8 protein-coding genes are annotated in these 12791 nt (G+C 67.2%); 2 read left to right on the top strand and 6 right to left on the bottom strand.

Features of this window, described 5'->3' with window-relative positions:
* Positions 1 to 12: 12 nt before the first annotated feature.
* The 4 genes from ACFY0K_RS06385 to ACFY0K_RS06370 all read right to left on the bottom strand — a co-directional run bounded on the left by ACFY0K_RS06385 (position 13) and on the right by ACFY0K_RS06370 (position 4016).
* The gene (locus tag ACFY0K_RS06385) at positions 13 to 711 is read right to left on the bottom strand and encodes a BTAD domain-containing putative transcriptional regulator (RefSeq protein ID WP_390638883.1); all 699 of its coding nucleotides are present in this window, start codon (positions 709 to 711) and stop codon (positions 13 to 15) included.
* A 214-nt stretch (positions 712 to 925) separates the two neighbouring features.
* Positions 926 to 2197: an MFS transporter gene (locus ACFY0K_RS06380; RefSeq protein WP_390638882.1), complete on the bottom strand. Its 1272-nt coding sequence runs from the start codon at positions 2195 to 2197 to the stop codon at positions 926 to 928.
* Between the two features lie 79 nt (positions 2198 to 2276).
* Positions 2277 to 3047, bottom strand: coding sequence for a BTAD domain-containing putative transcriptional regulator (locus ACFY0K_RS06375; protein WP_390638881.1), 771 nt, complete (start codon positions 3045 to 3047; stop codon positions 2277 to 2279).
* Positions 3048 to 3194: 147 nt separating this feature from the next.
* Positions 3195 to 4016 (bottom strand): SDR family NAD(P)-dependent oxidoreductase, encoded by an 822-nt coding sequence (locus ACFY0K_RS06370; RefSeq protein ID WP_390638880.1) that lies wholly within the window; start codon positions 4014 to 4016, stop codon positions 3195 to 3197.
* A gap of 506 nt (positions 4017 to 4522) precedes the next feature.
* Here ACFY0K_RS06370 and ACFY0K_RS06365 point away from each other — a divergent pair.
* Positions 4523 to 4786 carry a type II toxin-antitoxin system VapB family antitoxin gene (locus ACFY0K_RS06365; RefSeq protein ID WP_390638879.1) on the top strand — a complete coding sequence of 88 codons (264 nt, stop codon included), beginning with the start codon at positions 4523 to 4525 and terminating at the stop codon, positions 4784 to 4786.
* The gene (locus ACFY0K_RS06360) at positions 4783 to 5196 is read left to right on the top strand and encodes a PIN domain nuclease (protein ID WP_390638878.1); all 414 of its coding nucleotides are present in this window, start codon (positions 4783 to 4785) and stop codon (positions 5194 to 5196) included. Before ACFY0K_RS06365 ends, ACFY0K_RS06360 begins: the two co-directional genes overlap by 4 nt.
* An 872-nt stretch (positions 5197 to 6068) precedes the next feature.
* On the opposite strand, the gene ACFY0K_RS06355 is transcribed toward ACFY0K_RS06360, so the two are convergent.
* The gene (locus tag ACFY0K_RS06355) at positions 6069 to 6383 is read right to left on the bottom strand and encodes a hypothetical protein (protein WP_390638877.1); all 315 of its coding nucleotides are present in this window, start codon (positions 6381 to 6383) and stop codon (positions 6069 to 6071) included.
* Between the two features lie 4 nt (positions 6384 to 6387).
* Positions 6388 to 12543 (bottom strand): RHS repeat-associated core domain-containing protein, encoded by a 6156-nt coding sequence (locus tag ACFY0K_RS06350; protein ID WP_390638876.1) that lies wholly within the window; start codon positions 12541 to 12543, stop codon positions 6388 to 6390.
* Between the last annotated feature and the right edge of the window lie 248 nt (positions 12544 to 12791).

Raw genomic sequence — 12791 nt, 5'->3', positions numbered from 1 at the left:
TGTCCATGGGGCTCACCCGGCCAGCGCACGGGCCGACTCCGGCATGCCCGCCAGCGCCGCCCGGAACGGGGCGGGCTCGACGCCCAGTTCCTTCCTGAGCCGCGCGGCGTGGAACTCGTAGTGCCGACGGGCCTGGGCCGTGTTGCCTTGCAACAGGCAGGCCTGGATGACTCGTTGACAGGAGCTCTCCCGTAGCGGATCCGTGCGCAGCGCTGCCAGGGCGCTCTCGAGACCGAGTCCGAACCGGCCGTCCGCCAGCAGCCGGCCGGCAAGGGCGTCCAGCGCATCGAGCCGGAGCTGACTCAGCCGCTCCCGCTCGACCACGACCCACTCGTCGTGCCAGTCCGGAAGGAGCTCGCCGTGCCGCAGCAGCACGGAGGCGTCCTCGGGGAAGTGGGTGTCGCACTCCAGAACCGCCCGGGTCTCCCGGACGAGTTCGTCGACATCGGCCACGGCGCGGTCGGAGAGTGACAGCAGCGCCCGGCGGGCATCGATGAGGCCGGGCAGCTCCCGCTGGATCCGCCACACCCCGCTCCGCAGGCTGCCGAGGGCGCGTTCCTGGGTGGCCTCGGGCCACAGTTCCCCGGCGACCCGCTGGCGCGCCGTGGGGCCGTACAACGCCAGGTAGGCGGCAATCCGCCACACGCTGCCGGGCGTCGGCGACGGCACCAACGGGCCGGCCGCGAATCCGTCCAGCAGTCTTACCGTCACCACGCCCGTCCGGGCCCCGGCGGTCGTCCGTTCGCGAGCAATCGAGTGCGTCAGGCTGTGTGCCACGCTGAATCCCCCATATGCGTTGGTGCCGAGCCGTCCGTCGTTCCGGATGCTTGCCGCGTCAACTGTTGCAACAAGATCCAGCGGCTTGTCCCAGCGCCGCCAGAGCCCACCCAGTGTCACGGTGAACTTCCCAGCTACAGGGGCGGGTTCAGGGCCGTACGCCGTCCGTCCCGCGACCACGCAGGCGCCCGAGCCCGGTCCGCAGTACCGCGACTGCCAGCGCGCCGGCTCCCATCCCGGCGCCGACCAGACAGGTGGCGCCCCAACTGCCGCCCCGCCCCCACACGGTCGCCGCCACGGCCGAGCCGAGGGTGCCGCCCACGAAGTACATGACCATGTAGGTCGTCGTGATACGACTGCGCATCGCCGGGTTGCCCGCGTAGATCACGCTCTGGTTGGTGATGTGGGCGACCTGGATGCCCATGTCGAGGACGACCGTCCCGACGATCAGCAGGGCAAGGGACCGCGGCCAGGCGCCCAGCACCAGGAAAGTGGCCACGACGGTGGCGAAGGCCGCCAGGGTGGTCGGGGCCTGGAGCCCGCGGTCCGCGAGTCGGCCCGCGGCCGAGGCGCCCACCACCCCGGCTCCGCCCAGCAGCGCGAAGAGCCCGATTTCGGCCGGTCCGAACGAGAACGGCGGCGCCTGCAGATGCAGCGGCAGAACGGCCCAGAAGGCGCTGAAGGCGCCGAAAGCGAGCGCCCCGTACAGACTGCGTTCCCCGACACCGGGGACGCGCAGCAGGATTCGCGGCAGGGAGCCTAGCAGGCGGAGGTAGCTCTCGCCCTGCGCGTCCCGCGGTCGGCGCCGATCCATTACCGCCCCGCTCGGCAGTCCCCAGTACAGGGCGGCGACACACAAGGCCATGAGGACGGCCGCGCTGCCGTACACGAAGCGCCAGGAGGCGAGTTGGGCGATGGCGCCGGCCACCGTGCGGCACAGCAGGGTGCCGAGGATGAGGCCGGTCATGATGGTGCCGACCACCCGGCCGCGCGCCGAGTCGTCAGCGAGGTCCGCACCCCACGGCACCAGCACCATCGCCGTGACGCTGCACAGCCCGAGCAGTACGAACAGCACCGGGTAGGCACCCGTGGGCGCGCAGGGGACGGCGGCGCACACCAGACAGGCGGCGGCCAGCAGCAGGGTACAGAGCCTGCGCCGCTCCACCCGGTCGCCCAGGGGCACGACGAACAGCAGACCCAGGGTGTATCCGCCCTGGGTCAGCGACAGCAGGTGCGCGAAGTCCTGCGAGGGACGGTGATGGGACGCCGCTATCTCGGGGAGCAGGACGATGACGTAGTAGAGGTTCGAGACGCACAGGCCCGCCACCACCGCGAACACGCGCACAGTACGGCTGTTGTGGCGCAGGGGTGCGAGTCCGGACCCGGCGCTTTCGGGCCGCCGTTGCGAGAGTTGGCTCATGGTGCCCGATGGTGCCGCCGCAGCGTGGCGGCAGCCAGAAAGCGTTGGTACTGGTGCAACCGCTACCAGGGAGCGCGGGTCACCGCGCCGAGGGCTCGAGGATGGACTGGCGCAGTGCCATGACCTGCGGGGAGGGGGCGAGGCCGAGTTCCTCGTTCAGACGGGACTGGAGCAGGTGGTAGATCCGCAGGGCTTCCACGCGCTGCCCGCTCTGGTGGAGGGCGCGCATCAGGAGCACGTGGAAATTCTCGTGGAAGGGATTTTCCTCGACAATCTCCGAGAGCGCACCGATGACTTCGTGATGGCGTCCCATCCGGATATTCAGTTCGTAGCACTGTTCGGTCACGGCGAGCCTCAATTGCTCGATCCGGCGCACCTGAACCTCTACCACGGAACCGTGCGGGACGTTTTCGAGGACAAGACCGCCAAACAGGTCCAGCGCCCGCTTCAAGAGCACTCGGGCCGCTTCCGCATCTCCCTCACCGAGAGCTGCACGGCCTTCTCGTACTCTTTCCTCGAAAGAGGCCAGATCGAGTTCCGGAGTACCCACCCGGAGCGAGTAGCCACCCGACTCCGTCACCAGAACGTCTTTCATGATCCGCCCTACGGACACTCCGGACATCTTCGCGAGAAAGCGCCTGACCTGCGCTATATAGGCCTGAAGGGTGGCACCGGAGGTCTTCGGCCGAGCATCTCCCCACAGCTCCCTGGAAAGCGAGGAGGCAGAGACGAACCTGTTTGCCTGAAGCAGCAGAAGCGCCAGAGTCTGCTGCTGCTTCGGGGCGCTGGGCACACACCATTCACGACCTAGGGACGAAACACCCAAAGATCCCAGAACGCGGAACTCCACGCTGATTCCCCCTGAATATGGACCCAGCGACTCCGTCATTGCAGCCGCGCCACGCTCCCATCGTTGCACTCTACATTAAAAGACAAGTTTAAGGAGTCCCAAATAATTCTAAATTCGAGCCGCCGAACACGCCGACGACCCGCACCGTCAGAGGAACGCCGCCAGGCAATCCTCGGTGACCTTTCCGAGTTCCTGCCGCACCGATTTCTTGTACGTCTTGGAGTTCGCTCGACCGGGACGCGTCCCGTCGAAATACTGGCCGGTGGACTCGCCGCCCAGACCGATGGCGAGGCTGAGGACCGGCTCCACACCGGCGGCCGCGGACGTCCACGGAGTGATACCCGCCTCGCGCACCTGGAACGTGTCCATGAAGTTGGCCGGATGCACACAGTTCACATGCACATCGGTGGACCGAAGTTCGTCGGCCAGGTCGAAGGTGAACGCGGCGAGCGAGAACTTGCTGCGGAAATACGCGTCGGCGCCGTCGTAACGCCGTTCCATGTGGAGATCGCCGAAGTCGGGCGGCGCCTGTCCCACCGACCCGACGTTGACCACCCGGGCCGGCGCCCCCGCGATCAGTGACGGCAGCAGCAGCCGGGTCAGCAGCACCGGCGCGAGATAGTTCACCGCGAATCGAAGCTCGTAGCCGTCGGCGCTCACTTCGCGCTTCTTGTGAGGCGGCGGGCCACCCCCCAACCCGGCGTTGTTGACGAGAATCGTCAGCTCGGGATGGTCCGCTCCGACCCGTTCGGCAAGTGCGCGCACCTGCGACAGATCGGCCAGATCTGCCAGGTACGTGTCCACCCGACCGCCCGCGGCCCGCACCTCGGCGCCGACCGCTTCCAGACGCGTCGCGTCACGCCCGTGCGCAAGGACGTGGATACCTTGTGCGGCCAGGGCCAGGGCCACCTCCCTGCCCAGCCCGGATGTCGTACCGGTCACCAGAGCAACCCTCTTGTTTCCAGCCATCTCGGCCACCTCCACAGACGTCGCCACAAAGGCCCCACGCTGTCAACGGCGCGGGCTCGGCACGCCTTCCACTCTGGCCGGAATCGGGGGCGCGAAGCGAGGGAGGTCCCTGGTGCTCTTTGCACCAGTGTCCTCCCCAACCCTCAGTCACCTCTCATCTCCGCTCGTCCACGTACGGGTCCGTAACGGGCGCCGAACGCACGAACGGCGCGACGAACCGTGCGTCATCCAGCCGTACTCAGGGGTGACAGTGCGGGATTCGCACCGCGGAGGCCCGCGGGGTGGGTGCCGACGGCTTCGGCGGCCGGTTCCTCGCCCTGCGGGGCTCAACCAAGGTCGCGCCCTTGCCAGACACCAAGCGGCTCCTGGCGATTCTGGAGGACCGAGGCGGGAGGAACGGGACCGGCATCAAGCAGCACCGAGCGCCAAGACGCCGCCCGGCCCATATATAAAAGATCTTGTATCTTGATATACTTCACCCTATACACTCAGCAGCGGAGGCCACCATGAGTCGGACAGTCATCGATCTCGACGACGAGGCACTGGAAGAAGCAGCCAAAGAACTCGGCACCTCTACCAAACGCGACACCATCAACACCGCGCTGCGGGAAGTCACGGCCCGCTACCGGCGTCTGCGAGCGCTCGACGAGGCCCGCGAACTGGTGGCCGAGGGCGCTCTGGACATCGACCTGCTGCTGGACAAGAGCGCATACCGCCCCACGAGCGCGGGCGCGGCGGACGATGACCGCGGCACCGGAGCGCACGAGTGACAGTCGCCGACTACCTCATCGACACCTCCGCCCTCGCCCGCGTCCTCCTCCGCCAGAACACCGCCGAATGGGACGACAGAATCGCCGCCGGCCTCGTCGCGATCTGCGACCTCACCGAACTGGAAGTCCTCTACTCGGCCCGTTCAGCCACGGACCGCGCCCGCCTGAAGTCGGCACTCGACGCCCACTACGCCTGGTGCCCCATGCCCGACGGTGTCCACCGCCGCTCCCGCGTCATCCAGGAACAGTTGACCGCCAAGGGAGAACACCGCAGCGCGGGCCCCGTGGACCTCCTGGTGGCCGCCGCCGCGGAAGAAGCGGGACTCACTCTCCTCCACTACGACCGCGACTTCGAAACGATCGCCCGCACGACAGGGCAGCCGGTCCGCACCATCGACCTCAGACAGTAAAGCTCGCGCGGCGCCGACGGGCACCGCGCTGCCGACCGACCCGGCCGACTGGCTGTCCGTCCGCTGCGGCCCGGGCCGTCTCCCGACGCCCAGGGGTCACCGGGCGACACCACTTCCGGATCCTCGCATCCAGCCAGCGTCCAGACTCCGACGTCCAGACGCTCGCACAGCCCACCCACGACGCCGTTCTCCAGCCACAGGCCGATACGTCTGCGCAGGTCGGCCCCGCAGTCCAAAGTCCTGCATCCGCACGCCAGATAAGGCGTTTCCACAGGTCAGAGACCTGCATGGTGGGGCGGGTGGGACTCGAACCCACGGCCGACGGATTATGAGTCCTTTGAGGTGGTTCCGACCCCGCCGCATTACTGACTCGATCTTCCTATTTCTGCAGGTCAGAATGCTAGAAGTCGTTTGATCTTGCCCCATCCTTCCTGATCCTTCCGGGTCCTTCCGTCCACTGCGCGTCCACCACGAGCCCGTGCGGCGGCATTCCACAGCGGCTCCGGTACCGCGGCAAGGACAACGATGCAGGCAATGGCACACCGTGACGAGGGTTTCGAAGTATCGAGCAGCGGATTACCTTTCCCTCGGTTGAAGACCCTGCCCGAGTCGAATCCGCTGTCGGGATGGATCACCTGGACACGGGAGTCGTTGGCATAACCGGGATTGTGGGCGTGGGCCCGCTCATGCAGCCGGCGGCCGGCGGCCGCACCAAGGAGGCACTGCAGGATGCACTGCGCCCCCGCTGGTGGGGACGCCGTTGACTGCCGGAGGAGCGGGAGGCGGCGGGGCTGGTGCAGGCCGAATGCCGAGCGAGCCCCGGACGCATGGTCCGGGGCTCGTCGTGTGCGGTGGCGGTGCAGCGCGAGGCCTCACATCTCGGGTTCGCCCGCGGGGTCCAAGGCGTAGGTGACTCTTTCTCCGACCCGCACCGCAGCATCGATCATTCTCTGGCGTTCGTCCCCCGCGTAGAGGTCGGCGCAGGCGCTGATCGCCGGGTACAGCTCCGAGAGGAGGAGGGCAGCCGATTTCGGAATGACCTCGGCTGCACGCCACTGCTGCCCGAGTTGGTCGATCTGCCTGCACAGCTCGTCCAGCGCGAGCTGATCGAAGCCGTCGTTCAGGCGCAGGGGACCGATGAACCCCTCAGCCGCGTCGTTCAGTTGCGACACGAGTTCCTCATCCACTTGATCATTCCTCATCTTCGACCATTCCGATTATGGCGTTCGGGTTTATGTATCTCTCAACCAGGGCCTCTTGCGATGATTGCGCATTGTTGAGTGAACGAAATCCTCGCAGGTACCTTGCCCTGTTTTCCGGGGTAGTGAGGTCGACCAACCGCGCCTCGACTTTGTCGCCGTCGATGATAGCGACCCGTTGTCCGGGCTGGCGCCACTTCTTGATCACATCCCAGCTCTTCGTCACCGAAATCCACTGGGTCCGCACCCGAGTCCCCTGACCGATCTGCACGTTGATGGTGTAGTCGCCGTCGACGTTCTTGGCGAACAATCCCTCTGCCGGATCCTCGTCGGGGCGCAGATTTCTGTACCAGATTCCGGCAGCTGCCGCCGAGGGGCCACCACGCACAACGTCTTTGAGTGACTCTCCCGACGAGTCCGACGAAGTCATCGGGAAATACCCGAAGTCGGTGGAGTTGTGAGCGTCGGGCCGGCTCTTGGGGCAGGCTCCGGGGGCCTCGTCGCAGAAGACCTCCCAAAACGTCTCACTCGCCAGATGGATTCCGTTGCGGGCGTCCCACATGTCGCCGGAGTCCGTCATCCGGTTTTGCTTGTCGACCATGTGGAGTGCGTCGAGCCATGCGCGTTTCGCCTCCGCTCCAAACTGGCGCGGCGGGATCGGCGCGATCGTGACCGGGTCGCTCGCCGGAGCACTGCCGGTGCCACCACCACCGCCGCATTTGTGCGTGTCGCAGTAGTGGCTGGAACCCTTGTACTTCTTCGACCCCGGGTCGTTTTCCTCGTGATAGGTGCCGTACGTGCCGTTACTGCCGGAGCAGTAGTGAGCCAGCCCACAGCTTTCCAGGCCCGTGGGGTCGCTCTGGGTCAACGGGCTGTTGTCGGCGTAGGTATAGCCGTTGAGGGATTGGCTGTCGCTTGTGTCGAGTTCCGGGTCGACGCTGAGGAAACGGCCTATCGTCGGGTCGTATTCGCGGGCGCCGACGTAGGTAAGGCTGCTGGAAGAGTCGGCGGACTTACCAAGGAAGGTCTTGTCGTCGGGCCAGGTGCCGGTACCGCCAGTGCGGGAGGCGCCGAAGGGGGTGGTGTATCGCTTCGTCACCGCCTGGCTGGCGGCGTCGAGGGCCAGGCTGCTGGTGCCGTGCTGGTCGGATGCGAGCCAGGAGAGGTTCTCGGTGCCGGTCTTGTTGGTGCGCAGAGCGATGACCTGGCCGCCGGCGTTGTAGTACCGCTGGGCCCAGTACTTGGCGGTCGAGGTGGAGGTGTCGAGGTGGACCTCTGTGCCGTCGTCGAGGTAGAGGACGGTCTCTCCGCCGGCGTTCCGGCGGATCAGGAGAGTGCCGTCGGCGTCGTAGACGTGACTGGTGGTGCTCTTCGTGGTGCCGGTGCTGGATTTCTCGGTGAGGGTGTCGAGTTGGCCCTCGGGGCTCCAGGTGAGGCTCTGGGTGTCGGTGCCGTTGGGGCGGCCGGTGGTATTGCCGGTCGCGTCGTAGGCGTACGTGGCGGTCACGCCCGTGCACGAAGTGGCCGCGGTGGTGGCGGTCAGGCCGTGCGGGTGAGCAGTGTCGCCGTAGCAGTACGTCCTGGTGGTGTCACCGGCGGAGGTGTGGCTGGTCTCCGTGGAGCGCAGGCCTCCGCCGGTGTAGCTGTACGAGGTCCAGTACGGGGCGGCACCGCCGAGGTTCGCGGTGGTACGGCCGGAGGCGGAGCAGTCGGCGGTGGACGGGGTCCAGGCCTCGGTCAGGCGTTGATGACCGTCGTAGGCGAAGCACTGGTCGTCGGCCTTGCCGGTGCCGCCGAGAGTGGTGGGGTCTGTGATGGAGGTGACGTTGCCCGCGTCGTCGTAGCCGTAGTTCAGTTCCTGCAGTTCGTAGTTGTGGGTCTGGTCGGTGACGGCCGACTGCTTGAGCCGGTCGGTGCCTTCCTCCCAGGTGTTGGTGATGTAGGCCTTCTTGGTGCCCTCGGCCGCGGAGGTGCCCAGGGTGAACTGCTGGGGCTGGCCGATTTCGGAGTAGGCGGCGCCGAGCAGGTAGCCGCTGAGGCCGGCGACGTCGGTGGGCAGACCGGCACTGTCGTAGTGGGTGACGACCTTCTCTGCGGCCAGGCCTGCGGCGGCTGGTTCGGAGATGTACTGCTGGGTGCCGTCGAGGTTGTAGTACGTCGAGAGGCTCAGTGTGGAGGCGACGGCGCCGGAGGTGACCAGGGCGTCGGTCGAGGGCAGGACCAACTGAGTGGTGGTCGGCCGGTACATGCTGTCGTAGGCGGTGACCTTGCGGGTGTAGGCGGTGCCGGTCACCCCTCCGACGTAGCTGGTGGACGAGTCCAGTTGCCCCTTGGCCAGGGTGTCGTAGGCCCAGTGGGCGAGTTTGTTGCCGTCGGTTTTGGACGTCTGCCACTGGTCGGTCTTGCGGCCGAGTTCGTCGTAGCCGTACAGGAGGGTGGTTTTGCGGGAGTCGGTGGTGGTGGCGACCTGGTCCAGGTCGGTGTACGACGTGGTGCTCGTGCCCTTGTCCGGGTCTGTCGCCGAGGCCTGACGGCCGAACAGGTCGTACGTGTAGGACCACTGGGTGCCATCGGGGCCGGTGACGATGTCCGGCTTGGAGTCACGGGTGTAGGTGTACTTCGTCGAGGTGTAGGCGCTGCCGACGCCCGAGCCATAGGCAGTGTCTGCCGGGTCGGTACCGGAGTATTCGCGCTGCTCGGTGGTGCGGCCGAAGACGTCGGTGATGGTGCGGGCCGCGGATCCGCCGGCCAGGGCGGTGGTAGCGGTGGAATCTCCGGTGTACGTCGTCGAAGTGGACCGCTTCTTGACGCCGTAGACGTAGAAGCTGCTGTTGGTCGGGCGTTCGGCTCCATCGAAGACGGTGTCGGTCTGCTTCGGCGCGCCACCGTATTCGGCACGGGCGTAGCTGCCGGAGGGAGTGGCGGTGGAGTCGAAGACATCCGCGTAGGTCTCGTAGGCCAGGCTGCGGCTGTCGTAGCGGACGTCGGTCAGCAGCCGGCCACCGTTCGCGGTCGGGGACTGGGTCTGCAGCGGTCTCAGCAGCGAGTCGTAGATCGTGTAGCTGGTGTTGTAGATGCCTTCGCCGAGGATGCTGGAGGTGGAAACCCAGGACGGGGCGTTGGCGGTGACCGAGTAGGCGTAGGTGTAGTTGGCGCCGTATCCGGCGGCCCGCAGGTGGTTGGGCAGCCAGACGGCGGTCACCCGGCCCAACGCGTCATACGTCGACTCGGTCAGCTTCGTGTTGACGTCGTAGGCCTTGACGGGAGTGCCACGGGCGTAGTCGAGGTAGGTGTAGGACTTCTGAGTCTTCGCGTTGGTGACCGTGATCTTGGTCAGCGGCCCCGTCGTCGTCGGTGTGTAGACGGTGGTCGTCGGGTTGCCCAGCGCGTCGGTCACGCTCAGGGGCCTGCCCAGGGTGTCGTACGTGGTCTTGTCGACGGTCTGCCAGGAGGTCGGGTACCGCTCACCATTGGTGGCCGTGGCGGGGTAGGCCGAGGCACGTCCGGTCCAGTTCGCGTCCCCCAGAGTCGGGGTCTGCGAGGCGGTCCAGGCGGTGGCGGTGGCGGAGTCGTAGACCGTGGCCGCATCGGACAGCACGTCCCCGCGGGTGCTCGACGAGGCCGGCAGGCTCAGGTCGGTCTCGGCGGCGGAGCAGGCGCGGCCGACGACACGGGTGCGGGAGACCAGGGAGTTGATGCCCAAGCCGTCGTTGCGGGCGTACCAGGTGCGGGTGCAGGTCTCGTCGCCAGTGACGGCCGTGTCTCCGGCGTCGTAGACGGTGGCGGGCATGCCGTAGCTGTCAAAACTGGTGGTCAGGCTGCGGGTGCGCCAGTCGGAAGCGGCGGTCAGGTAGGTCGAGGTCTGCGTCTTGTAGGTGCGGACGAAGTAGGCCTCGACGCTGGCGTACGACTTCTGCTGGCTGGCCGTGCGGCTGGACCAGGGGTCGTTGACGGTGACGGTGACCGGGGTGGACCCGTTGTAGGTGATCTGCTCGCGAGTGAAGCCCGAGAAGCGGTCGCTGTCCGTCTGACCGGCCACGCTCAGGCCGGTGAAGCCGATGCCGGGGACGGAGACCGAGCGGGTCGTGCCGTCCTTCTGCTTGTCACCGTCCATGCCCTGCAGATACAGCGACACGGTCCTGGACTGGGTTTCGCTGGAGGCGCCCTTCAGCGTGGTGACGGTGCGGTAGCCGCGCCAGTCGGACCAGGTGCGCTCCTTGGCCGGGGTGAACGGGTCGTTATTGTAGTGCCAGGCCGGCCCGGAGTAGGTGTAGTGGTTCTCCATCGTCTCGCCCAGACCGGTGGGGTCGGAGGTGACGACGTCGGTGACCCGGTACTTGTTGAACCAGTCCAGCGTCGCCTCGGTGGCGCCGTTGACGTGCCAGTAGACCGGGTAGCAGCTCAGCGTGTCGTTGTCCTCGGACGACGGCATGTGCGAGCCGCGTACGCACTCCGGACTGGACAGCGTCACCGTGGTGATGGCGCCGGCCTCGGAGGTGACGGTCTGGATGCGGGGCCGGTTCAGCGGCAGGACGTTGTCCGTGGAGGAATCGACCCGGTTCGACCGCATCTGGTAGGTGAACGTAACCGGGTCCAGAGAGATCGCGGTGCCGTTCTTGCCCGTGTGCCTGATGCTCTTGAGGACCAGGGTCTGGTCGGTGCTGTTGCCGATGTCGCCCGGGTCCAGGAACTGCTGGGTCAGCGCCCAGGAGTCGACGTCCGTGTAGGCGCTGGAGACGGCCGACCAGGCGTGGGTGTCGATGCTCGTCAGGCGCTTGCGGGTGAAGAACGCCGGACCGGTGGCCTTGCAGTCCGCGCCGGAGGTGCAGAGGGAGTCGTACGGGACGTCGGGCCAGCTGGAGGCGGTGGAGGAGGTCAGCGATGAGCAGTCGGTGGCGGTGCACCGCTCGTCATAGCCGAAGGTGACCTCGTCCGAGGCAGTGCCGGCGAACAGGGTGTCCTTGTTCTGCCCGTAGAAGATCTTGGTGAGGTAGCCGCCCCGCGTGTACTGGGCGGTGCCGGTGGACGCTCCGTTCTTTCCGTAGTAGTTGGTCTCCGTGGTGTACCAGTACGACATAGCGTTGCCGTGCAGGTCCACGACGTAGTCCAGATTCCAGCGCCAGGCCTGGGTGACGGCCCGGTCGGCGAAGGCGGAGCCCTGGTCGTAGCCGGGCTCGCCGGAGTTGTTGCCGAACACAGGCACGGTCCAGACGGAGTTGGTGCGCTGGGTGTCCGCTCCGGGCAGCTTGTTCAGGCCGAAGACGTACTTCGTGCCATCGCCGGTGGTGACGGTCCAGTACTCGCCGTCGTTGTCGCCGTTGTCGGCGCCGGTGGAGTGGGTGACGGTGGAGGCGTCGTCGTCCTTCAGGTGCCAGACGCCGGTGGTGTCGTCCTTTACCAACTCGGTGGACTTGCCGTTCAGCACGAGCGAGGCGTTGTCATACTTCCAGCACTCGTCGTACTTGCCGCTCTCGCCGTCGTCGTCGCACGAGGCGTAGGACCGTTCGACATAGGAGGACGCCACGTCGCCGAAGCCCTCACCGACGAGCGTTCCCTGGTTGTTCGTCGAAGCCGTCCTGCCGTCCACGCTCCCCGAGTCGTACGACAACGACAGCTGCGGCGAAGGTCCCGCAGCGGCCGGCGGAGCAGTCAGAGGATAGGACCAGGTGAAGCCGCCCGAAGCACTGCCCGCTTCCCAGCTGGAGGAGGCCGAGAGGGGGCTGGCCGCGTAGTTGCCGGCACCGGAGGCCGATTCCCCCGATGAGGTGGCGGTCACGGCCAGCACGGTGGCCGACGTTGTGCCGGCAGCCATCAGGGACGTGCGCGGCGCCGAGCGCGAGGCCCGCGCAGTGTCCACGCCACTGCTCGCCTCCCCCAGGCTGACCTTGGCCGACAGTGTCTGAGCACTGATGTTGTTGTGCGAGCCGAGGGGGGTCTGTGTCTGGCAGGCGGCCTTCCGCGGCGTGGTCAGCACGCAGGCCGGGAGCTGGACCAGCCGCAGCCGACCGGACCAGCCACCGCCGTAGGCGGAGGCGAACGCCGAGTAGTCGACGCTCACCTGGGCGGAGCCCGGCTCGGCGGCCGATGCCGTCAGCAGCACACCCTTGATGCCCGCTGCCCGGGCCTGCTGCTGTCCGAGAACCCGCACCCGAACCTGGCCCGCCGCCGAATCGGTCCCCCGCCCAGGTACAAGGGTGACCGGCAGTCCTCCTGCTGTCAGCTTGGCCACGCCCTGCCCCGGTATTCGCCCGGTCACCTCGGCGGTGTGCGGCCAGACCGCGTGTTGCTGGGCATATGCGCGCTGGGCCTGGGCCGCGTTGGCGGCCCTGGTTCTCGCAACCTGCGCACGGGCCTTCTCCGCGCCCAGGCCTGGATGTTTCCGTACCTTGTCGACCC

This window comes from Streptomyces sp. NPDC001507 (assembly GCF_042894765.1).
Lineage (GTDB): Bacteria > Actinomycetota > Actinomycetes > Streptomycetales > Streptomycetaceae > Streptomyces.
This window is presented reverse-complemented; position numbering and strand designations above follow the sequence as displayed.

Coding starts and splice junctions, on each gene's coding strand:
- ACFY0K_RS06380 (WP_390638882.1), bottom strand. CDS start 2,197: ATGAGCCAACTCTCGCAACGGCGGCCCGAAAGCGCCGGGTCCGGACTC.
- ACFY0K_RS06370 (WP_390638880.1), bottom strand. CDS start 4,016: ATGGCTGGAAACAAGAGGGTTGCTCTGGTGACCGGTACGACATCCGGG.
- ACFY0K_RS06365 (WP_390638879.1), top strand. CDS start 4,523: ATGAGTCGGACAGTCATCGATCTCGACGACGAGGCACTGGAAGAAGCA.